This window comes from Hahella sp. NS-SX17, from assembly GCF_057367735.1.
The window spans coordinates 538,387-561,320 of record NZ_CM170632.1 but is presented as its reverse complement, the minus strand read 5'-3'; the positions used below and the strand labels follow the sequence as shown (position 1 = coordinate 561,320).

General features: G+C 54.4%; 20 protein-coding genes and 1 riboswitch. Of the genes, 7 read left to right on the top strand and 13 right to left on the bottom strand.

Annotation, left to right across the window (positions count from 1 at the left end; genetic code table 11):
• Positions 1–17: 17 nt before the first annotated feature.
• Entirely contained in the window at positions 18–491 is a 474-nt protein-coding gene (locus AC2IBB_RS02555) for an acyl-CoA thioesterase (protein ID WP_486331346.1), read from the bottom strand.
• Between the two features lie 322 nt (positions 492–813).
• On the opposite strand from AC2IBB_RS02555, the gene AC2IBB_RS02550 reads away from it, so the two are divergent.
• The gene (locus AC2IBB_RS02550) at positions 814–1,146 is read left to right on the top strand and encodes a hypothetical protein (protein ID WP_486331345.1); all 333 of its coding nucleotides are present in this window, start codon (positions 814–816) and stop codon (positions 1,144–1,146) included.
• Between the two features lie 117 nt (positions 1,147–1,263).
• Here the strand turns inward: AC2IBB_RS02550 and AC2IBB_RS02545 are convergent, their stop codons facing one another.
• Entirely contained in the window at positions 1,264–1,920 is a 657-nt protein-coding gene (locus AC2IBB_RS02545) for a DUF2959 family protein (RefSeq protein ID WP_486331344.1), read from the bottom strand.
• Positions 1,921–2,194: 274 nt separating this feature from the next.
• Between AC2IBB_RS02545 and AC2IBB_RS02540 the strand changes: the two genes are divergently transcribed.
• The 4 genes from AC2IBB_RS02540 to AC2IBB_RS02525 all read left to right on the top strand — a co-directional run bounded on the left by AC2IBB_RS02540 (position 2,195) and on the right by AC2IBB_RS02525 (position 6,962).
• Entirely contained in the window at positions 2,195–2,617 is a 423-nt protein-coding gene (locus AC2IBB_RS02540) for a DUF4399 domain-containing protein (protein ID WP_486331343.1), read from the top strand.
• 260 nt (positions 2,618–2,877) lie between these two features.
• Positions 2,878–4,134 (top strand): endonuclease/exonuclease/phosphatase family protein, encoded by a 1,257-nt coding sequence (locus AC2IBB_RS02535; RefSeq protein ID WP_486331342.1) that lies wholly within the window; start codon positions 2,878–2,880, stop codon positions 4,132–4,134.
• 151 nt (positions 4,135–4,285) lie between these two features.
• Entirely contained in the window at positions 4,286–4,960 is a 675-nt protein-coding gene (locus AC2IBB_RS02530; protein ID WP_486331341.1) for a hypothetical protein, read from the top strand.
• A gap of 196 nt (positions 4,961–5,156) precedes the next feature.
• On the top strand, positions 5,157–6,962 hold the full coding sequence (locus AC2IBB_RS02525) for an ABC transporter ATP-binding protein (protein ID WP_486331340.1): 1,806 nt from the start codon (positions 5,157–5,159) through the stop codon (positions 6,960–6,962).
• 36 nt (positions 6,963–6,998) lie between these two features.
• On the opposite strand, the gene AC2IBB_RS02520 is transcribed toward AC2IBB_RS02525, so the two are convergent.
• The 8 genes from AC2IBB_RS02520 to AC2IBB_RS02485 all read right to left on the bottom strand — a co-directional run bounded on the left by AC2IBB_RS02520 (position 6,999) and on the right by AC2IBB_RS02485 (position 16,008).
• Positions 6,999–7,796 carry a substrate-binding periplasmic protein gene (locus tag AC2IBB_RS02520; protein WP_486331339.1) on the bottom strand — a complete coding sequence of 266 codons (798 nt, stop codon included), beginning with the start codon at positions 7,794–7,796 and terminating at the stop codon, positions 6,999–7,001.
• Between the two features lie 212 nt (positions 7,797–8,008).
• Positions 8,009–9,472: a thiamine phosphate synthase gene (gene thiE / locus AC2IBB_RS02515; RefSeq protein WP_486331338.1), complete on the bottom strand. Its 1,464-nt coding sequence runs from the start codon at positions 9,470–9,472 to the stop codon at positions 8,009–8,011.
• A complete protein-coding gene (locus AC2IBB_RS02510) occupies positions 9,469–10,260 on the bottom strand; it encodes a thiazole synthase (RefSeq protein ID WP_486331337.1) in 792 nt (263 codons plus the stop codon). Before AC2IBB_RS02510 ends, thiE begins: the two co-directional genes overlap by 4 nt.
• A gap of 47 nt (positions 10,261–10,307) precedes the next feature.
• A complete protein-coding gene (gene thiS / locus AC2IBB_RS02505) occupies positions 10,308–10,517 on the bottom strand; it encodes a sulfur carrier protein ThiS (protein ID WP_486331336.1) in 210 nt (69 codons plus the stop codon).
• A complete protein-coding gene (gene thiO / locus AC2IBB_RS02500) occupies positions 10,507–11,586 on the bottom strand; it encodes a glycine oxidase ThiO (protein WP_486331335.1) in 1,080 nt (359 codons plus the stop codon). Before thiO ends, thiS begins: the two co-directional genes overlap by 11 nt.
• A complete protein-coding gene (thiC, locus tag AC2IBB_RS02495) occupies positions 11,576–13,507 on the bottom strand; it encodes a phosphomethylpyrimidine synthase ThiC (RefSeq protein WP_486331334.1) in 1,932 nt (643 codons plus the stop codon). Before thiC ends, thiO begins: the two co-directional genes overlap by 11 nt.
• A gap of 109 nt (positions 13,508–13,616) precedes the next feature.
• Positions 13,617–13,721, bottom strand: a riboswitch (TPP riboswitch).
• Positions 13,722–13,803: 82 nt separating this feature from the next.
• Positions 13,804–15,630: an Lnb N-terminal periplasmic domain-containing protein gene (locus tag AC2IBB_RS02490; protein WP_486331333.1), complete on the bottom strand. Its 1,827-nt coding sequence runs from the start codon at positions 15,628–15,630 to the stop codon at positions 13,804–13,806.
• Between the two features lie 12 nt (positions 15,631–15,642).
• On the bottom strand, positions 15,643–16,008 hold the full coding sequence (locus tag AC2IBB_RS02485; protein WP_486331332.1) for a hypothetical protein: 366 nt from the start codon (positions 16,006–16,008) through the stop codon (positions 15,643–15,645).
• A gap of 319 nt (positions 16,009–16,327) precedes the next feature.
• Here AC2IBB_RS02485 and AC2IBB_RS02480 point away from each other — a divergent pair, with 319 nt between their 5' ends.
• Both AC2IBB_RS02480 and AC2IBB_RS02475 read left to right on the top strand, forming a co-directional pair.
• The gene (locus AC2IBB_RS02480) at positions 16,328–16,756 is read left to right on the top strand and encodes a hypothetical protein (protein WP_486331331.1); all 429 of its coding nucleotides are present in this window, start codon (positions 16,328–16,330) and stop codon (positions 16,754–16,756) included.
• A 2-nt stretch (positions 16,757–16,758) separates the two neighbouring features.
• Complete coding sequence (locus tag AC2IBB_RS02475; RefSeq protein ID WP_486331330.1) at positions 16,759–17,199, top strand: hypothetical protein; 441 nt, start codon at positions 16,759–16,761, stop codon at positions 17,197–17,199.
• Between the two features lie 207 nt (positions 17,200–17,406).
• Here the strand turns inward: AC2IBB_RS02475 and AC2IBB_RS02470 are convergent, their stop codons facing one another.
• The 3 genes from AC2IBB_RS02470 to AC2IBB_RS02460 all read right to left on the bottom strand — a co-directional run bounded on the left by AC2IBB_RS02470 (position 17,407) and on the right by AC2IBB_RS02460 (position 22,831).
• Positions 17,407–19,170, bottom strand: coding sequence for a DUF4153 domain-containing protein (locus AC2IBB_RS02470; protein ID WP_486331329.1), 1,764 nt, complete (start codon positions 19,168–19,170; stop codon positions 17,407–17,409).
• 136 nt (positions 19,171–19,306) lie between these two features.
• The gene (locus AC2IBB_RS02465; RefSeq protein WP_486331328.1) at positions 19,307–21,070 is read right to left on the bottom strand and encodes a hypothetical protein; all 1,764 of its coding nucleotides are present in this window, start codon (positions 21,068–21,070) and stop codon (positions 19,307–19,309) included.
• 18 nt (positions 21,071–21,088) lie between these two features.
• Positions 21,089–22,831 (bottom strand): hypothetical protein, encoded by a 1,743-nt coding sequence (locus AC2IBB_RS02460; RefSeq protein ID WP_486331327.1) that lies wholly within the window; start codon positions 22,829–22,831, stop codon positions 21,089–21,091.
• Positions 22,832–22,934: the final 103 nt, after the last annotated feature.

Sequence of the window (22,934 nt, the reverse complement as noted above, 5' to 3'; positions counted from 1 at the left end):
CATCCCTGCGTCATCGCTCAATCCAACGACGTCGTAAGGCCATGGGCTTCCATGGCTTTGCGGTGCGCCTCTACAAACTCCTTCGGCATACGGGTCGGCTTGCCGCTTTTCATATCGATGCAAGCGTAATGACTGTTGGCGCGAACAATGGTTTTGCCATCCGCGGGGCGGAAAATCTGAAAGTGACGACTGGACTGCAGGCGCCCGTCGCATGCTGTAATCCAAGTGCCGATAAACAACTCATCGTCGGCATGGGAAGCAGCAAGGTAATCCACTTCCGTACGGGTGATCGCCATGGCCCTGCCCAGTTTTTCATGGGCGGCCCAACTCATCCCGAGAGGATCAATATGGCGCCAGCTGACTTCCTCCATCCAGTTGAGGTAAGTCGTGTTGTTGGTGTGTCCCAGCCGGTCTGTGTGCGGCTCGAGAACTTTGATGGGCATGATGAAGGGGTTAAGCATGTCCCAACTGATTGCATCGACATAGGTCATTTCACGTTTTTTCCGTTTTTTGTTGGTTTGCAGGCTGCCGCCACCGGGTATGGGGAACCGGTAGCAGCCCTTTTAGATTAACGCAAACGGGATTTATGTGAACTCATCCAACAAGATTACGTTTTTCAGATTTTTGAAGCAAAAACACAACGGAAATAGGGACTTGCCGCTGTCTACACTGCATAGTGACTCAGGATCTTTTGCAATCCTGAGATGACATCAACCCGAGTTTATTTGCAGGAACGCTCCCGGTGGTTTGGGAGTCCGGGACGGTAAAGAACTCAACTGCGGGCGCTGAGCCGCCCGATACAAGGAGCGGGCAATGTTATACACCAACGAAATGTTTAATATTCTGAAGACCCTGCGTCGCCGTTTCAAAGAGGAAAACCTGGGAACCTTGCGTCTCACCGATCCCGATGTTCTGCAGAATGTCGTCGAATTCGCCAAACTCTCTGACATAAGCATGACCAAGGATATGGCGCACACACTATTGAAAATGACAGGGACCCCTGTCAGCAGAGTGGAGCTGGAAGGGCGGGACAATCACCCCGCCGCGCACTTGCCCGCAAATTTTCACGGTGAATCCATTCGCGGCCGCGTGGACGCAAGTCGAGAAGCCCACCTGAACGTCATGCCGGGCCGCGCCACAGCGTGAGCCTTACCTCCGTCCGCCGGGTGACAATAGGAATTGTCCCTTCAGCGCAAGCTTGCAGCTGGCCCGGCAGAGCGTAATTCCATCGGGCGCCCTCTTCGCCGCCCCCGCCCCTCGATATCAGCCCTTATCGCTCAGGGTCTCGATAAAAGACTCCGCTTCGGCGATGGATTTCTCCATGTCCGCGATCAACCGGGATACGTTGCTCTCCACTGAACGCAATTCTCCTTTCAGACCATCAATGGCGGAAGCGTTAAGGTTGTGTTTGAGATATAACACCTGATCGCGCAGCGCATTAAGCACCGGCTGCATACGATTTTCCGCCGCCCGCATAGCGGTAATGAGCCGTTGATACTTCTTTTTGGTGGCGGCCAGCTTGGCGGCGCTGTCCTGTTTCAGTTTGGGGCTGGTGTAAAGCTCCAGCTCCTCTTCCCACTCTTCAAACAAGGCTTCGGATACATCCTCCACCGCATCGATGCGTTTGCTAACCTCTTCCGCTGCATCTTCACTATCTTCAAACGCTGAGCTGAGCTGGTCGTATTGCTTCTGTAGAGAGGACTCTTTCTTTCCGAACATGCTTTGGAAGCGATCCAGCGCCGACTTGAACTCTTCCTTGGCTTCTTCCTGGGCGTCCCGAGCGGCGCCGACGCGGTCCACCATGATGTCGCGCTTATGCACGCCCACTTTCTCCATGGCGCTGTAATAGGCGCTTTGACAGGCGGATAGTCCCAGCAATAGACATATCAGCAGGGGTAGGCGAAATAACAGAGAAGACATGGCAAGTTCCTTATCCTGATTTCATAACAGTGCGCCCCGGGATTGTAGGCGTTGGATTCTGGCGCTGCAAATCGCCAGCGACGGCGAAAACACAGACTCCAAGCCTATACTATGTATACCTGCCCTGACGGGGAAAGCGATATCATGTCGCTTCGGAGTTAAGCCTGCGCATTGACGCGCGCGATATAAAGACGACCGGCCAAGCATCCACAATCATAATCAGGCCGGCGACCGTTTCTGCAACAACCTCAACCATTCATAATGGAGGCAATCCGTGAATATTCGTCATTTGGTTTCCGTATCCTTGCTTGGACTCAGTAGCGTCGCGATGGCGGCGGGCCTTCCCAAGACCGACAATCCTGACAACGCCAAAGCTTACATCATCTCGCCAACCGACGGCGAAACCGTACCCAGCAAGTTCGTGGTGCGTTTCGGCTTGGAAGGCATGGGCGTAGCGCCAGCTGGCGTTGAACGTGAAAACACCGGTCATCACCACTTGCTTATCGATGGCGAAAAGCTGCCGGACATGAACATGCCTCTGGGATCAGACGTCAAACACTTTGGCGGCGGTCAGACAGAAACCACGTTGGAGCTGCCGCCCGGTGAGCACACTCTACAATTGATTCTGGGCGACCACCTGCACCAGCCTCACGCTAACCCGGTAGTGTCCGAAAAGATCACTATTACGGTGAAGTAAGCTATTTAGAAAACGGAGCGATAGTCTTACAGCTATCATCTTTTCTTAATAATGCGTCTCTATAAAAGGAAACGACGCCCCTTAGAAACGAACGCCGACCCGTCCTTCGAGCTGTAAACGGGTCCGGCGGCTCTTTGACATTGGTTGTCTTCCCGCAACGGCTCGATTCATACCCCGCTCCTTTCTGGCCTTTCCAGAGTGCGACGCGCCGTTCGCTTATTCATACGTGTCAAACATTGCTGCATATAAAGAGGATTATCATGAATGCGTCCAAACTGCTTGGGACAGCAGCCCGCTTTTTCTTGGGCGGCGCACTGGCGGCTCACCCCTTCCTGGCTTCCGCAGAATCTCATTGGCGTGACCGTCACGCCACGGAAACGGTGAGATTCGCCACCTTCAATGCTTCGTTGAACCGTTCCGCGCCGGGAGAACTCATCGCAGACCTGAACAGCGGCGACAACGCCCAAGTACAAGCGGTGGCGGAAATTATTCAGCGCACCCAGCCCGATGTGCTGCTGATCAACGAATTCGACTATGACGCCGCAGGAGAGGCCGCCCGACTGTTCCAACAGAATTACCTGTCGATCAGCCAGAATGGCGCGGCGCCGGCGATCTACCCTTACGTTTACTCCGCGCCTTCCAACACCGGCGTGGCCTCCGGTTTTGACCTTAATAACGACGGCGTCGTTGGTGAGTCAGGGTTCGAGCTGGCCAACGACGCTTTCGGCTTTGGCGTATTTGAAGGACAGTATGGCATGCTGCTGTTGTCCAAATACCCCATTCAGGAGCATCGAACTCGTACTTTCCAGAATTTTCTCTGGCGGGATATGCCCAACGCCTTACTGCCGGATAATCCCGACACAGACGCGCCTGCGGACTGGTACAGCCCCGAGGAGCTGGAGGTGGTTCGACTGTCATCCAAGAGCCACTGGGATGCGCCGATCAATATTCGCGGACGCCGCATCCACGCTTTGGTCAGCCACCCCACGCCCCCTGTATTCGACGGTCCGGAAGACCGTAACGGGACCCGCAATCATGATGAAATTCGTTTTTGGGCGGACTACCTATCCGGCCGCCGCATCAGCCGTTACATAATAGATGATCAAGGACGCCGCGGCGGGCTCGGCGATAGGGAGAGCTTTGTGATCATGGGCGACGAAAACGCAGACCCGTTTGATGGCGACGCCACTCAGAACCCCATGGCGCAGTTACTGGAGCACCCTCGGGTCAATGTCAAACATACGCCAATGAGCGCCGGTTCGGCGGACGCCGCATTCAGGCAGGGACAGGCAAATGCGCTGCAGATCGGCAATCGGGCGCAGGACACCGGCGATTTCAATGATGAAAACCCAGGCAACCTGCGCACTGACTATGTATTACCCTCAACCGACCTGAACATCGTCAATTCCGGCGTGTTCTGGCCCAGCGCGGACGATGAGCTGTATCGACTGGTTGGCGAAGGCGGAGCAGTCAGTTCCGATCACCGCCTGGTCTGGGTGGATATCCGTCTGCGCTGAGCAAGCGCGCCCTCCTGATTTCCCTCTGAAAAACGCAGTTACACTCAGTAACTGCGTTTGACATTGTTTAACCTACATTTAAATAACTAACGCGTACAATTGCCAACAGTTTTATAACGTGACTTTCTAACTGCTTTTGTAAAGGTAACGCATGTCCAAGTTGTACGCCGCTCTCAGTTCGCTTTTGCTGACCGCTTTCCTGAGCAGCGCCGCTCAGGCCACGCCTGTCGTTTTGAACGCTTACGATTCCGGCTGGTATAAATCCAACGGCTATCACTCGCCGAGCAACACTAACTACTACGTCGGCAAGAAGCACAATAACTTCTTCGCTTTTGATATGGGCGACGTGGAAGGCTCCATCGTTTCCGCCACATTGAGCATCTTCAATCCCTGCAACGGTTACGAATCCAACGACTACTCCGAGTGGTTCGCGCTGTTTGACGTCAACACCGATATCAGCACATTGCTGTCCGGTTTTGGTGGCGTGAACGCCTACAATGATCTGGGCTCAGGCGAACTGTTCGGCGCTACTCGCGTGTCCTGGAGCAGCAACTACAGCTATATCGATATCGTGCTGAACAGCGCTGCGCTGACTGCTCTGAATGCAGCCAACGACCTGTTCGCTCTGGGCGGCAGTCTGATCACCGCCAACGATGGCGTCGACTTCCTGTTCGGCTACTCTGACAGAGGCTATAACGGCGGCAATATCAAACTGAAGCTGGAAACTGAGTCCGTGCCAGTGAGCGAGCCTGGCGTCCCAGCCCTGATGGCGATCGCTTTTTTCGCCTTCATCCTGAACCGCAGAGCCTCCGCCAACAAGGCCTGATACCTGTCGCGGCGTACGAAAACCGGAGCATTGCCTCCGGTTTTTTTTGTCCGTCATTTTCTCCCCGGCGTCGAACGCCATCCACTCACCCATATCAGAATAATTACCACTTGCATTTACGCCGTCACAGGATAGGCTGATGTGTCTGTCGCACCGCACGCGGCGCGTCCCTCCCAGTCTGTACACAAGGAATCCTATGGCCTCGCAATCCCAGTCCAGCTTTCAGGCGCTGCTGAGCCTGCTGCGTTACGCTCGCGGCTACCGTCGACGCATCATCGCCGCCGGTTCCTGTTCCATCATCAATAAACTCTTCGATATCGCCCCGGAAATTCTCATTGGCATCGCCATCGACGTGGTGGTGAACAAAGAGCAAAGCTTCGTCGCTGCAATGGGATTCAGTACCCCCCAGCAACAAATCCTCGCGTTAGGGGTTTTGACGTTTTTCATCTGGGCCGGCGAGTCCATTTTTGAATACCTCCACCTGATCATGTGGCGCAACCTTGGCCAAGTGTTGCAGGCCGATCTTCGACAGGACGCCTACGACCATGTTCAGCGCCTGGATATCGCGTTTTTCGAGTCGCGCAGCTCTGGACAGCTCGTTTCCATCATCAATGACGATGTAAATCAGTTGGAGCGCTTTCTCGACGGCGGGGCCAATAACCTGATTCAGGTGTTCGTCACCGTGGTTGCGGTGGGGGCCGTCTTCCTGGCGATCTCGCCCTTTATCGCATTACTGGCGTTCACCCCTATTCCTATCATTGTCTGGGGCGCATTTTTCTTCTTGAAGCGGGCCAATCCTCTGTACGCCGATGTGCGTGAAAAGGTGGGCGGCCTGGCTTCTCGTCTGGCCAACAACATTGGCGGCATCGCCACCATCAAGAGTTTTACGGCGGAAGCGCAGGAATCTGAGCGCCTGCGCGAGGCCAGCGATGCTTATGTTCAGGCTAATCGCAAAGCGATCGCCGTCAGCTCCGCCTTCATTCCGGTTATCCGGATGGCGATTCTGGCGGGCTTCCTGGCCACCTTCACAGTGGGCGGTCTACAGGCTTTGTCCGGCGAACTCAATGCTGGCGCTTACGGCGTACTGGTGTTCCTGACCCAGCGTCTGCTGTGGCCGTTGACCAATTTGGCGCAAACCGTAGACCTGTTTGAACGCGCCATGGCCAGCACCCGCCGTATCCTGGGTGTGATAGAGACGCCCATCGACGTGCGCGACGAAGGCGCTCGCTCCCTGCCACAGCCTGTTCGCGGGGAAGTCGACTTCCAGAACGTCAGCTTCGAGTACGCCGCTGGCGCTGGCGGGGTGGAAAACGTCAACTTGCAGGTCAAAGCTGGTTCTACCCTGGCGCTGGTTGGCGCCACCGGGTCTGGTAAGTCAACGCTTATTAAGTTGCTGCTGCGCTTTTATAGCCCCAGGCAGGGCTCGATACTGGTGGACGGCGTTCCCATTGAGCAGTTGCCGCTAAAGGAGCTTCGCGGCGCTATCGGTCTGGTCAGCCAGGATGTCTTTCTGTTTGAAGGCAGCATTCGCGAAAACATTGCTTATGGCCGTCCCACTGCCAGCGAAGAGGAAATCATCGCCGCCGCCAAGACCGCAGAAGCCTGGGAGTTTATCGCGCGTCTGCCGGAGGGGCTGGATACCCCAGTCGGCGAGCGCGGCGTCAAATTATCCGGCGGCCAACGCCAGCGTCTGTCCCTGGCGCGCGCACTGTTGAAAGACCCGCCGATTCTGGTGCTCGACGAAGCCACCAGCGCCGTCGACAACGAAACTGAAGCCGCGATTCAGCGTTCCCTGAAGCATATCGCCCACGGCCGGACAGTCGTGATGATTGCACACCGTCTTTCGACAATCGTCCACGCGGACAATATCGTGGTGGTCGATCACGGTAAGGTGGTGGAGCAAGGCGACCATCGCCAGCTGTTGGAGCGCAAAGGCATGTACTGGTCGCAATGGCAGGTGCAGACCGGCGGAGAGGCGGAAGTGGAAACCGTATTTTCCTGACCTGAAAACGGGCTGAGGCGTGCTTGCCGCAACGCCTCAGCCGCCGTCTAGGTAACGATTGACGATAGCGTCGAACTCGCCGCTCTGTTGCAGATGCTGCAGCGCCTGATTCAGGTTATCCATGGTTTTAGGCGACACAGAGGCTTTACTGCCCATGATGTAAAAAGTGGAAGAGACAAGGCCTAAGGGGTGCATCTCAATCTCGCCATTCCTTCCAATATCTTTCGCCAGACTGTATATCACGATGGGATCGGCGAATATGCCGTCTACACGTTTGGCCAGTAGCTTCATCAAATTCAGTTCATCGGACACCACGTCTTCCACGTGCAATTTTCCATCGCCTGTTTTGATGTATTCGTTAACGTCATCGCCGTAGAAATAGCCCCGGGTCACGCCTAACCGAAACCGGCTTTGCGTCATCGCTTCGAAGGAGTTGAAATGATATCGGTCGGCGTCTTCCCGCCGGATAATCAGATTGGAGGCGGAAGTGCGATAAGTCTGGGAAAACCACGCATATGCTTCCCGCTCCGGGGTCTTTTGCACTGAAGTGGCGAGATCAATTTTACCCTGACGTAATTGTAGAAGATGCCGTTTGAAAGGCGTTTCGGCGAACTCCAGCCGACATCCCATTCGATCCGCCACCGCCTGAATCAGCTCTATGTCCAACCCGCTCAGGCGTCCTTCCTCGTCCTTGAACATGTATGGTCGCCATGATTCCCAGCCTACGGACAGTGGACGCTCACAATCGGCGACGACCGGGGCGGCCAACGCCAGCCATAACAAAACGCCCAGAACGCCAGCTCTCTGACCGTATTCGCTTCTAGAATGGGCCATTGCGTTTATCCCGAATGTTGTGATTTTCCATTTCAGGAGTTTTCAGTATTGACCCTGAACACAAATTGTTCAATTTCTCTCTGGACAACCGCTGCAATCTCACTGAGACACTGACTCCCCGCCGACTTTTCACGCTCTCTGCAACCCAATCTACGAGCAGGCTGCACAGCCTTCCATCGACCGGTGTCGCACCGGGTCGGCATAATGCCGCGTTAATCCCACCCTTTCAAAAATTTGCGGTTCAGGTTCGTCACCGCCTCGCGGTAATCTTGCGCCTGGGTAATCGCGGAAACTACGGCGACCGAGTCAACGCCTGCGCCCAGAACCGCTTCCATATTGCTGAGATTAACGCCGCCAATTGCAGTGAGGGGGTAATGATTTTTCAGCAGCGCGGCCCAGCGGGCCAGTTTCTGCAGACCGACGATGCGCACCTCCTTGGTCTGAGTCGGAAAGATCGCGCCAATAGCGATGTAACTGGGCTGGATTGTCGCCGCGCGCGCCCACTCAAAATCGCCATGGGTGCTGACGCCGAGTCGCAGCCCTGCATCGCGTATGGCGTCCAGATCTGCGTCCGCAATGTCTTCCTGGCCCAAATGCACACCGTAAGCGCCATGCTTGATCGCGAGTCGCCAGTGATCGTTGATAAACAGGCGGCAGCCATAATGCCGACCTAATTCCGCCGCTTCTCTGATCGCATTTTCCAACAGCGTCTGGTCAGCGCTTTTGATGCGCAGCTGGCAGGTACTGATGCCCAGGGGCAATAACTTTCGCAGCCACTCCACCGAATCCACCACCGGATACAGCCCCAGGGACGAGGCGCCGCAATCTGGAAACGCGGAAAAATCCAGCCAATCCAAGCGGTCAGCGATCCGAGGAAAATCCGTCATCAGAGAGGGCCAGCCTTGACGCGCGATGGGCCCGGGTCCGGGGCCGATTGCGTATCCCTGACGCAGCCCTTGCTTCACATAAGCGCTGGCGAGTGACGCAGCATCAAGCAGGCGCTCTCCTCTGGCGACAAAAGCGGCCAGAGCGCTGGCGAGCGTACAGCCGGTGCCGCGACTATGGCGAATAGACAAGCGCGATTGCGCAAACCAACTGGGCGACTCTGAGAGCCAGACCAAATCCAGGCACTGATCGCCCTGGCCCAGGTGACCGCCTTTCAGCCAGACGCCTTTGGCGCCCAGCTCACGCAACCGGCTGGCGGCGGAGAGCATATCCGGCGGACTGCTGATACGCATATCCACCAGCTGCTCCGCTTCTGGGATATTCGGCGTCACCAGGTCGACATAGGGCAGCAGAGTTTTCAACGCCGCCACCGACATGCCAAAGCCCGCGCCAGTAGAGCTGCTCAATACGGGATCAAGCACGGCCAAACCGGAGTATTCACACAGAAATTCCCGGATGACATCGACCTGCTCCGCATTGCTCAGCAATCCGATCTTAATCGCCGCGGCGTCGCCGTCCGCACGCAACGCCCGTAACTGGTCCCGCAATGCGGCCGTAGAAACGGGATGGCTGCTGATGACTTCCTGCGAGTTTTGCGCGGTGACGGCGGTCACAGCGACGCCGCCATGGACTTCCAGGCCATGCAGCGTGGCGAGATCCGCCTGTATGCCGGAAGCCCCGGCGCTGTCCGATGCGGCGATTATCCATACTTTGGGCGTAGGGTTCGTCATTGCGACTGCCGCCGCCAAAATGGCATGCCGATAGTGGGCGTGCTGGGGCTGGCGGTTTGCCGCTTCAACATCAGGCCGGCGTTGTAACCGACGCGACCGGCCTCCACCGCCAGTTTGAACGCCCCGCCCATGCCGACCGGATCATGGGCTTTGGCGATTGCTGTATTCAGTAAAACGGCGTCAAAGCCCATTTCCATTGCTTCCGTCGCATGGGAGGGCGCGCCCAGCCCGGCGTCGATGATCATCGGCGTATCCGGCAACCGCTCCCGCAGCATGCCCAGATTGTATTTGTTCAACAATCCCTGACCGGTGCCGATTGGCGCGCCCCAGGGCATCAGCGCCTCGCAGCCTGCATCCAGCAGCCGTCGACACAGCACCAGATCTTCCGTGCAATAAGGCAACACCTTGAAGCCGCGTTTGTTCAGCTCCTTCGCCGCCTCGACCAGTCCATAAGGGTCCGGTTGCAGGGTGTAATCATCGCCAATAACTTCCAGCTTCAACCAGTCCGTCTGGAAAATCTCCCGGGACATTTCCGCCAGGGTCACCGCTTCTTTCGCAGACTTGCAACCAGCAGTATTCGGCAGCAGCTTGCAGCCGCTGGAGCGAATGTAATCCCAAATCGCCTTGCCATCCTGCTGCGCCGGATTCTGTCGCCGCAGGGATAATGTAATGATTTCCGCGCCGCTGGCCCGCACCGATTCCAACATGATGGCCGGTGACGGGTACAAAGCCGAACCGATCAGCAGACGGCTCGCAAAAGACTCTCCATACAGAGACAGCTTATCCACGTTTTACCTCCGGTGGCGATGGCCACCTGTACTTGTTTCACGGCGCGTCAGCCACCCGCCACCGGGGCCACCACATCCACCAGATCGCCTGCGTTCACGGCGGTTTGCGCATAAGCGGAGCGCGGCACAAACTCGCCATTGATGGCGACGGCGAAGCCAGCCCCCGTATAGCCGTACGCCTGCAGCACCTCGGAAAGGACATTGCCGCGAATCTGAGCGGTTTCGCCATTCAAGGTAATTTCGATTTCAGGCGGCATATTGTTTCTCGCTTTGAAATTGATCCAACACCTGCCCAGCCACCACTGGCCCCAGCAGATAGCCGTGACGATACAAACCATTGGCGCAGATCAGCCCCGGCTCCCGCGTTACCCGGGGCAGATTATCCGGCAGCGCTGGGCGGCAATTGACGCTGGTTTCCACCACTCTCGCCTCCGCAAACGCCGGGTTCAGGGCGTACAAAGCACTGCTCAGTTCCAGTGTGGATTGCAGACTGATGGGCGACATATCAGCGCTTTCTATTTCCGTCGCGCCAATAATGATCTGGCCATTCAAACGCGGTACTGCGTAAAGCTTGTAGCGGGGGTGCATCAGTCGCACAGGGCGGTTCAGGCTGACTTCAGAGGTCTCGATGATCATGACTTCACCTCTCACGCCGCGCAGTCCCGTCATATTGCGGCCAGCACCGAGCCCTCGGACGTCGATCACCCAGTCGAAGCGCTCGCTGCCGCTGTTCCAGTGAATGCGGTTCGCTGAACATTCCACCAATGTATCGGCGACCAGTCGCACGCGGCACTGCCTCAGTGCGACGAGCAACGCCTGCAGCAACAGACGGCTGTTAACGTCGGCTTCCGACGGCAGGTACAGGCCTTGCTCAAAGTGCTCCGCCAAACCAGGTTCAAGGGCGGCCACGCCCTCCCGATCCAGCCATTGCAGCGTCTCTCCAGCAGGCAGCTTGGCGTTGAGGTCGCTCTGAAACTGCGCCAGTTCCGCCTTATCCAGCGGGTGCGCCACCACTACGGAACCCGCCTGACGATAGCAGGCCGACAAGCCGGTCTGGCGCTCCAGCTCGGCGATCCACCGCGGCCAGATCTCCAGGCTGCGCATGCCCATGCGGTGCACCTCAGCCTCTGCTGACACCAGCTCGCTCAGGGGAGAAATCATGCCCGCCGCGGTCCAGCAGGCGCCGCCGGGACGCTCAAAGTCTCCGGCGTCAAACAGCGTGACCTCATGGTTTCGCAGCGCCAGCCGCCAGGCGCACAAACGCCCGAGCAGTCCGCCGCCGGCGATCCCGATGCGCAGCCGAGACCTCATGGAATTAGACTTCATGATACAGACGCCGCCCGGCGTCTTTGTATTTCTGCGACATCTCCTGCATGCCCTGCTCCGCTTCCTGCTGCGACGCGCCTTCGGCCTGCGCGCCCTCAGCCTGCGCCTTCTCGGCCTCCAGTTTGGCGGAATAATCGCGCACATCCTGAGTGATTTTCATGGAGCAGAATTTGGGTCCGCACATGGAGCAGAAGTGCGCCAGTTTGTGACCTTCTTTGGGCAAGGTTTCATCGTGATACGCACGGGCGGTATCCGGGTCCAGAGCGATATTGAACTGATCCTCCCAGCGGAACTCGAAACGCGCTTTGGACATGGCGTTATCCCTCAGTTGCGCGCCAGGGTGGCCTTTCGCCAGATCCGCAGCATGGGCGGCGATTTTGTAGGCGATCAGACCTTGTTTGACGTCATCCTTGTTGGGCAGCCCCAGATGCTCCTTGGGAGTGACGTAACACAGCATGGCGCACCCGTACCAGCCAATCATGGCGGCGCCGATGCCGGAGCTGAAATGGTCGTAACCCGGGGAAATATCCGTGATCAGCGGCCCCAGTGTGTAGAAGGGCGCTTCTTTGCAGTGCTTGAGCTGCTCTTCCATGTTTTCCTTGATCATGTGCATGGGCACATGGCCGGGGCCTTCAATGATGGTCTGCACGTCGTGCTTCCAGGCGATCTCGGTGAGTTCGCCCAGCGTGCGCAGCTCACTGAATTGCGCCTCGTCATTGGCGTCGGCGATACAGCCGGGACGCAGTCCGTCTCCCAGCGAAAAGCTGACGTCATAGGCTTTCATGATCTCGCAGATTTCCTCGAAGTGGGTGTAGAGGAAATTTTCCTTGTGATGCGCCAGACACCACTTCGCCATGATGGAGCCGCCTCGGGAGACAATCCCTGTCAGACGTTTGGCGGTCATGGGCACATATCGCAACAGCACGCCGGCGTGAATAGTGAAGTAATCCACCCCCTGCTCCGCCTGCTCGATCAGGGTGTCGCGGAACACTTCCCAGTTGAGATCTTCGGCGACGCCGTCGACTTTCTCCAGCGCCTGATAAATCGGCACTGTACCGATGGGAACCGGGCTGTTGCGGATGATCCACTCACGGGTTTCGTGAATATTTTTACCCGTGGATAAATCCATCACCGTATCCGCGCCCCAGCGGGTCGCCCACACCAGCTTCTCCACTTCTTCTTCGATGGAGGACGTTACCGCGGAATTACCGATATTGGCGTTCACTTTCACATGAAAGTTGCGGCCGATGATCATCGGCTCCGCTTCCGGGTGATTGATGTTGCAGGGAATCACCGCCCGTCCCGCGGCCACTTCCTGACGCACGAACTCCGGAGTGATGTAACGGGGCGTGTTGGCGCCGAAGCTCATACCGGGATGCTGGCTGCGCATGGCGCTTTCGATTTCCGCCTGCTCCAGCGCCAGATTTTCCCGAATGGCGATGTATTCCATCTCCGGCGTAATAATGCCTTTACGGGCGTAATGTAACTGGCTGACATTGCCGCCTGCCTGCGCTTTACGAGGGGCGTGGCGATGTTCAAAACGCAGATTGTCCAGGGACAGATTCTGTTCCCGGCTTTTGGCGTAAAACGAAGTCGCGCCGGTGAGATGTTCAGTGTCGGCGCGGTCATTGATCCAGGCTTCGCGCATTCGCGGTAAACCGCGTCGCACGTCGATCTCGACAGTGGGATCGGTGTAGGGACCAGAGGTATCGTATACCCGCAGCGGCGGGTTCTGTTCCGTAGCGCCCTCCTGCAAAGGAGTCGGCGTCAGCGTGATCTCGCGCATCGCCACCTGAATGTCTGGGCGACTGCCTTCGGCGTAAATTTTCTTGGAAGCGGGAAAGGGTTGCGTCGACAGCGCGTCCACCTGCGCCGACTCACTGAGTTTGCTGATTTTATTGATATCGATTGTGCCGCCCACAGTACTCTCCTAGTTGGTTGTATGGGGTAGCACCAGGGAGGAGAGAGGGCATCAACGTCTTGGTCTGCAATCGGGCCCGTATCACAAGGATGGAGCGCCGCTAAGAACTTTTGATGAACTACTTGTTTCCTACGCTGGTACTAACCAGATCAGGTTCTACGGGCCCCACTGTTGTGGTCTCAGCCTGTTACTCCAGGCACCCCGACAAGATGTGCTGATTAGTTTAGGCTCAGCGGCGGGTGGATGGCAAGTGGGCGTGACTCATCACGCGTTAGGGGGAGAGGCGGCTCCATCGCTTAGAAATAGTATTTAAATATGGCTTCCACGCCATCATTGGAATAAGAGCCGTTCCAACGCCGTTCATAATCAAGAATGATTGCATAGTCATCGCCGATGAACTTTGACTGCTTCAGGCTGAAAGAGTGGTATGCCTCGCCAGAGTCAAGCTGATTCCATACTGTCTGATAAGAGATGATGGATTTCATGTCATAAACTTCATTGATGATCATTCCTGCTTCTGGGTTCAGATACAGGTAAGAAGTTCCATCACCAAAGCCAACCCCTCCCATCGCAAGGAAGTAAACGCTCATATCTCTGTCTACGGCAAAAGTCACTCCAAGACCTCCGCTGATATTGGCTGCGCTATGTCGCCGTATACGCTCATCATAATGCTGCGCCAGCCCAACTTCTAAGCGACCAGACAGGCCTCCAGTGAAGCTATCCCATGGGATCAGAGAGGAGACCGAATATAACTGAAACCTATCAAGTTTCAGGTTCCCGTTTTCAGGTGAAACCAAGATAGAAAGATCGCCTAACTTCAGCTCATTTTCACTGAAAAACTGCCGATTATCGTCTTCGATACCATGAGATGCGGGCAAAAAGCCTATTCTAATGAATGCCTCATCATCGATGAACGCTAAGCCGCTATATATCTGGCTGTCCTTTGGCGTCTTTAAAGGATTTTTATACTCCGAGATATCAATTGCGTAGGCTTTTTCTTGCTTCGCTTTTCTCTGTTCCACTTTACCCGATAAACTGCGCCACGAGCGCGCGTCAATTAAGTCAGTTTCATGCAGATAATCAGCATAATAACCTGCGAGCTGAAGCATAAGAAAATCTTGCTCTGGATTATCTAAATCAGGGAGATCATTAATTTCATCATGATCAACGGACTTCTTAACGTTATCGGCCACGCTAGGAGGAAGGCTTTCCTCCAGCATACGAATTTTCCACCGATTTGACGGCAATACCGAAACGTGATCAATAATCCCTGCTTGATGCGCCTGCTTGACCACATCAAGCGGAGTCATCCATAGACCCTCCATCTTCAATACGCCGGGGTCAATAAAAGAAATCATAAAACTGGTTAGCGTTGCACAGTTATAATCGTGAAAGAAGTAATCCAGTTTTGTTTGCTTTAATTCCCATATATGATACTGAATTAGTTTTCTTTGGAACTCAGTCGAATCCAGTCTATACTCCCATACATTCCTCTGCTCACGCCTTAAATACTGATCCAGCTTGTCAGAATAAGGAGTCAGCGCAAAATATCCGGGTTTACCTACTACTAAGCTATCAAACATTATTTTAGGAACATTGACGCCTTTTACTTCGGTGAAAAAGGAAACGCCATGCTCAACTATCTGACTTTCAGCATTCTTGCCAGATATCTTTAGCAGTATATGTCCCATCATGCTTGATGGCTGCGACAGGTTTTCAGATGAATAGACCAGATCTATATCGTCAATGGGAGCGCGACTAATATAGTCTTCCAGATCAGAACAGTTTTCTAAATTCTTTGTATCTATCGACAATTTCTCGCCAAGCCAGTAATAGCGAGCAGGAAAACGGCATATTGCCTGACTATCTCCCGAACTATTCAATAAATAGTTTATTGTAAGTACAAGCTCATTCTTAGGATTAAATTCTGAACCAGACAATATGAAAGATTCATCATGAACTTTCGTATTACCATCCTGAAAGTGAATCAGCGACTTCCAGACAGGGTCTTGATATAACTCTTTTTTTAAGGCGAGGTCCACCACGTCTTTGACTGATGCGGCGAATACGGAAGATGCTAAAAAAAGGGAAGCAATTAAGCCCCCCTTAAAAATATTTTTCATCGCGAAAAATAATTACTTACAACTAACAGTGATTGAATCTTGGTATTTCCACATTTTCTCAGTTGAGTAGTCAGTGGTGGAACCAAAGGCGCCGCCAGACAGAACATTCACGAAGAATACTGGATCTACGCTCTTAGTCATCACGGTTTCTTTGGCGCATTCAGATGAGTCCACAAGGATTACTTGGTCTCTGTTCGCACGCTTTACTTCAACAACGCCAGGACCTTCAAAAGGAACGCCATCGATTGTACCGGAGAACTTCTCTCCGCTAGTGGACAGTACATTAACTTTCTGAGTGTCTTCGTTCAGGATAGATGCGCAGCCTGCTGAGAAAACCATTGAGGTAAGAGCGATTGCCTTTACTGCCTTAACTAACATTTAAATTCCTCTAAAACTTATGTTTTTCCTAACCCCATTTCAAAGGGGCAGGCAGTATACATAACTTGCATTTTAGGGAACAGATCAAGATCTCACCTTTAGGCCTCAGCTTTGTATCTATTTAGTTAATCCATTGTTTTGAAAATGTATTACGTCGACAAAACACGCTTACCAAGCCAGCTTTTCGGCATTTCCGGTTAGTCGCTTTTTCTTAAACCAAAACACCGATTCTCTTGTGCTTTTTCCTGCTTTATTTTCTTAAAAGCAATATTTATTGCCAATAAAAATTGAACTTAACAGGCTTTTGAGGAAATATGAGATGAATCCGACGCGGGCTGAGTTGAAGATTTCTGTCGCCAAACTGATTGAAACGGCTTATTCGACAGACAAGGGGCTGACGGCGAAGATTGTGCGTAGTAAGGGGCCGTTTAAGCTGGCGGTGGATCAGGACGGTAAGGCGACGCTGTCTGGTTCAGCAGGAGTGTTGACCTTCAGCGGAGACCCTGCGTTAAAGGCGATTGGCGCCAAGGTGAAATGGGTGAGCATTGCGTTCGCCAATGGCGAAGGCAATTTGATCAAGTACAACGCCACGTTCTCGATAGGGCTTATCAGTATCACCGTAGGCGGCAGTTTTGATCTTGAGGCGTTGATAACCTCCTGCTCCGGCCTGTTGTGCCGCGCCGCCAAAGCCATGCAACAGCGCAACCACGCTTACGACGAACAATTACGGAACATCATGGGGAACTGAGCATGAAAACCTGGGGACTGATTCTATGTCTGCTTGCAACAGGATGCGCATCCGTTGGCTCGCTCGATCCCTTATATCCGAGTTATCGCCTGTACGCAGAAGCCGTCGACGCCAACGCTCTGAGCGCAGACTATCCGTTGTACTTTTCCCGACAGATTGTGGACCAGGTGGAGGACGATCCGGCGGCGTTCGCACAGCTGGGCTTCAAGGCCTACATGCTTCGCGAGCACTCACACTCCACCGTAGCAGGAGAAGATAATGGCTGCCTGACGGTCAATGGCTATGGCGTCGGCGGCGAACCGCTAACCTTTTATCTGGCGTATGTACAGGAAGGCGCCGAATGGCTGATTGATGACGTGAATGTGGTGTTTCTGGAGCCGGAACAGGCATTTAGCGCCGCCGCAAAATGTCCGGCGGAAACGCGAGTGGACGCAAACGGCTAGGTGGCGAAAATGAGCCCCTTTCTGCGCGGATCTCTCCTTATACATGGCGACACCCAGCGCATGATCACGCCTGTAAGGCTACTCGCCATGGAAGATAGGACCTGACATACGCAGGCCCTATCATTTCAGACAGGTAGAAAGGCGCTAATTTCCTGCTGGATTAATAAAGCCCATTGCAAGCAGACGAACGCACCATTATTGCTTGATCTAATCAGGCGAGAAGGAAAATAGAGTGTCGCCGAGACGCAAAGATTGGTAGCGCGGTTGCTGCAACTCAAAGTCTCTGCTCTTCAATAGCTCGACGATATCCCTATTGCAACACGACGACGCTCTAGATAAGTCCAGCTGGCCCATTTTGCGCCACACACCAGCATTGTCAGCATCGTAGACTTTGAGGTCATACACGTACTCGGTCTCTTCCGCCACCAATACTTCTTTATCGCCGTCCTCGTCGAGATCTACCGTGAAAGCGAAACACAATCTCTCCCGACACATCTCCAACTCCACGGCGCTTTCAAATGCTGCAGTATCGGCGACGCCTTCATCCAGCCACTGTAACCCTATTGGCTTTGAGTACAGTTCCGCCAGACGTTCTTTCTCTTGCCAGTCATAGTAATAGTTGGCGGTTTTTAGTACTTCAAGACGTTGAGAGAGTACTTGCGCCTGAGCTTGAGACAGGGAGCTTTCGCCTTCCGCCATCGCTTTTATTTGCGTTAAATATTCTTGGCCGGAGCGGCCCAACTGAAAACGGAACAAGCCCAGATCGACATTTTCCGCCGTACTTTTTCCCGCCGCCAGTCTCGCAAACTGGTTGCTTGCACTGACTTCCTGAGAGTTCAGCCAAGGGGTAAGCGTTAACATCGCCATCAGCATCGCCGCCAGAATAACCGGGGTATTTACCGTATTCAGCGTCGTCCGCCAAGGCCCACGTTTCATGATAAACATGACGGCATAGCTCAAGGTCAGCGCCAGCGCCAACACAACCAATAATGCGGGGTAATAACGGTCCGGAGTCAGACCGTATTGTTCGATACGCTGATAGAGCGAGTAACCGGCCAACAGCGCGAATATCGGCAACAAACCCACCAATACATAAATCCCGACCCGCAGCCATTGAGGATAGGGATTACGATCGCCGCCGCAGAGCGCAGCCCCATTCAAGGACACCACCGCCACCAGAATCATCGCCAGCAGCATCGGTGTGGAGCGACCAGTACTCCAGATCATTTCCAGGCCTACAATGGGCAGGGTGACGGCGAAGGCAATCATGAACGCCGCCACTGGAGGCAGGATCGCACGACACACTGTAGCGATCAGACCGCTTAACATGTTCAATAAGTTAGGATAACGACATCCCAGGCTGATTCCCAAGGCGAAAATGATTGCTGACGCAGTCCAACCTACAGGCTCGTATTCAATAAACCGCCCCAGCTCAAAAACCTTCAGGATATCGAACAAAGCCGCGCATAGCGTCGCAACCAGCCAGTACAACCCGACTAACAGGCCGGCAAACGCCAGAATAAACAGGTTTTCCCAATACTTGCGATACAGCTCTACATTGAGAATATCGCTCATAAAACTCTGATTCTTTTGAAAATCACATTGAACAAAGGGCAGCAGCGCAAATAGCAGCGGCACGATTGTCACCCACCATGAGGTGACCAGATCTGAGGAACCCTCGTAGCTACCGCCCTCTGGTTTGAACGTGTTGGCGATTAACCCGACCGCGGATAAGCCAATTACAATGGCGATGCCCGTCGCCAGCGCCCAATTCGAAGCGCTCCTGCGCGTTCTGCCGGTAAACAAAAATGCGCCGGCGAAGACAAAAATAAAAGTGATCGCGACAGCCGCGGCCTTCTGAGCCATGAGGCCTTCCGGCCAATGCTCCGTGCCCAGCCAGGCGGCCACCCCCGTCGCGATACCGGCGAACAAGGTGGAGAATAGGGGAAAGCGGGTTTCTTGAGGGGTCATAGTGTCCACAACCAAATAAAGTCACAGGTTAAAGCGTCAGATTACTCAGCAATCCTGTCCTTAGGGAGGTGAGATTATGGCGAATTATGGCGAGAGAAACAGGGCGGGCGATAATGACCAGCCTACCCTCCGTCAATCAAGGCTGGAAAGCATTCAATATAGCCGGCTTTAGTTGCTCATGATACTGATTGTTCAAACCTGTATCGGACATCGTTATGCGTACGAAGCGGCCATACTGCCCTTGGGTTTTAGCGCCATAATACAATACCGCCAGCGGCCGGCCTTGCGCATCCTCATAGCGATTGAAATAGGTCATAAAGCCAGCGTCCCTATTGCCCCATTCGCCCTTCATCCTGGGTTGTCCGAGATAGGAAAAGTTTTGCGTAACGGCTTCTTTAAACCAATCATTCAACGACATGCCGTCCAGTTCATCTGTTGACGAAAACACCACGCGAAAGATTTCTCCTTCCTTAAGCTTCTTCGGAACGTAGTAACGCTCTTCATTGATACTGATCTGCATGCGCCATTCACGAGGCAGCTTGTCCTCCGGTCCTGATTTACTCATCCAAAACAGCGTGCCGCCAAAGAAAGGCTGTGTTCGATCGTTATAACAAAAGCCGAATAGACGCCTATCCGTCTCGCCATTATCGTAGGCCAGCTCCATGGCGTAGCCGTTCAAGCTGTATCGCCCCCGATTCCTGGAGCCGTCATTGCGTTTTTTCTGAGAGGCGACGCCGACGCCTGGGGAGTTTCCACTGACAATAGAACTATCCCCGGCGTCATCGCTGTAGGAAGCGGCGTAAACGCTGGTCCCCGCCGTGACGGAAGCCATCATGCCGCTGTTGAACAGGCTGGAGCGGCCTCGGGTGAAGCGGCCGGAACCGAGAAAGGTCCAACTGTTAGTGAATACCCCTCCGCCTCCGACCATGCCCATATTGTCCGAGGAGGATTTGTAAATGTAGCGGTTGAGTCGTTCGCCCATCCGCGCAGGCGCCAAGCGTCGGCTCTTGTATAGCGGGCGCCATTCCTCCGCGCTGGCGGGAATCTTTACCTTGTATCGCTTATCGTCATCTTCTTTCCAGATTCCCCAGCGGTCAGGCTCCTGACGACGTGACACCTCTATATTCAGATCTTCAGGCGGCGCCGTCAGACCTTTGTAGGCGGTTCCGTCTTTAAGCAACAGCACAACATAATCGTAGTAGGTGTTATTCAGCCTGTTCTCAGTGAAATCGCACACCAGCGCCTGATATGGTTCAGGTAGAGAATATTCAGGGGCGGAAGCATTATCGATTCGTTTTAACTCTGATGAAGCCGCGTTGGAAGTTTGCTTGGTTGCAGTGGTGGAGTCCGGCGCTGACTTTTCAACAGGCGCGTCGGACGCCGTCTGGGAAACGGCCACTCCCTGCAAGCGTTGCGGCATGGTCTCTCTCATTACCTGCTGCATACCGCTGGCGTAGCGCGCTACCAAGGTGCTCGCATCCGAAGACAGAACACGCAGGTATACCGCCTTGCCTTGTCCAAAGAACCCCATGTAGTGCGCGTAACGTGCGGCGCCATCCCGGCTCTGCAACATATAGGTCGCCGTCATTACGCCGCCCTCATTTTGCTTGAGCTCCGGCTTCGCCAATACTTCGCCCCACTTACTGGCGTCCAGACCGACGCGTTTTTTGAACCACTGCGGATAATCGCTTTGCGGAAGCGTCTCCGCCGGGGAAACAAAGAGGCGATATTCTTCTCCGCTGGCCAAATCACCTGGGATAAATATCTCTTCCCCGTTTTCGACCAGAACCGACCAGCCGTTTGGGGCCGCGGGAACGGCAGAAGCGGAAAACACGAGCGGCAGCGCGCCGATGACCATAGACACTCTGCGAACGGTTCTCAGGAAACGTTGGATGTTCAACTCGATTACCTCTGGCGACTACTGTCGGAAAGCCTCTTTGAAAGCAGGCTGCAGTTCCTTGGTGTAACGCTTAGCCATGGCGGAATCGGAGATGACGAGACGAACAAAGCGGCCGAATCGACCTCGCGTCTTCATGCCGTAATACACCACATACAGGTCTCTGCCATTTTCCTTAAACGCATTGTAGTACTGGTGCAGCCCCTGTTGGCTTGTCCAATTGGGCGAGAGTAGCGGGTCACCGAGATACGACAGATTTTGCGTCACGGTCTGCTTGAACCAGTCGTCCATTGAGCGACCGTTTAATTCCACTTTCGGAGAGATCACCAGACGATAGACTTCTCCTTCCTTGAGGTCCCCGGGAATATAAAACTGGTCCTCATTCTCAGTAATCACCATTTTCCAGTCGACGGGTAAATCACGCTCAGCCTCAGACTCCTTCATCCAATACATCGTCCCGCCCAGGAATGGATCGGTACGATCGCCATTGCAAAATCCAAACAGCATGCGCTGTTTTTCACCATTATCGAAGTTCAGCGTCATGGTATGGCCGTTCAGCTCGTATAGGCCGCGGTTTTTAGCGCCATCCTTGTTCTCTCTGGTAGTGGAAGTCACCATACCCGGCGCCATCCCGCCAGCCACCGAACTATCGCCATGCTCATCGCTTTTGCTGGAGGCGTATACGCTAGTGCCGGTCAGGGCTGACGCCGCCCCCCCCGAGCCATGCAGGCTGGATGACCCTTTGGTGAAACGTCCTGAGCCGTGAAAGGTCCAACTGTTGGTGTACACGCTGGTGGTGGCGGAGATGCCCGCCATACCATGCGCATTCATGATATAGATGTAGCGATTCAGGCGTTCGCCGATACGGGCTGGAGCCAGAATGGCGCCGCGCTTGACTTCACGCCACTCTCCGCCAACTTTCACTCGGTAACCATCGCCGTTCTTCTTCCATACCCCCCAGTTTTTCGGGTCCTCTTTGCGTGCTTTGGCGACGTTGAAATCCTCAGGAGGAACCGTCAAACGCTTGTATGCGCTGCCGTCTTTAAATAACAGATAAACATAGTTATCCACTTTGTAGTTGGAATTGGAGATGCCCGTTGTGTAATCGCACACCAGCGCTTCGTAGGTATTGGGCAAAGAGTAGCGAGGCGCTGCGCCGTTATCGACTTTTTGGATATTCGACTTTTTCGGCGCTGTCGCAGAGGGCGTTGCAGGCTTCTGCGCCGTCGCCGACTGTTGCGGCGGCGTAGCGCCGGACTGGCTGACGCCCTTGATCCGTAAGGGCAGAGTTTCCTTCATTATCTGTTGCATGCCGGCAGAGTAACGGGTCACCAATTTGGAGCCATCGGAGGTGAACATGCGCAAGTACACCGCCTTTCCCTGACCGTAGAACGACATATAGTGAGCGAAGCGGGCCTTGCCTGCGGTTTGCATCATTACTGTCGAGCTTAGCGTACCGGCGTTATGTTCTTTGACCGCCAAAGTGTCCACCACTTCGCCCAACCTGGCGCCGTCTTCCTTGAGCACCTGTTCAAACCAGCCGCGGTATTCGTCTTCCGGCATCTCCTCCGCCAGGGACAGGAACAGACGATATTCTTCGTCCGCCTTCAGGTCTCCGGGAATAAACAGCTCCTCGCCATTCTCCACCAGCACTTTCCAACCCTCCGGAGCGGCCAGGGCGGAAAAGGAAAACAGGAGTGCGAGCAATGCAGCGCTGCGTTTTATGAAGCGCGATATCTGTAGGGGACAAAGTCGTTGAGTCATCAGATGGGTGACCTCAATACCGGTTATTGGGCGCTTTATTTAACCATAATAAATACTTACAGACTGCTGGGGGAAACCCTTGGCGCCAGAACCCGACCTCGCG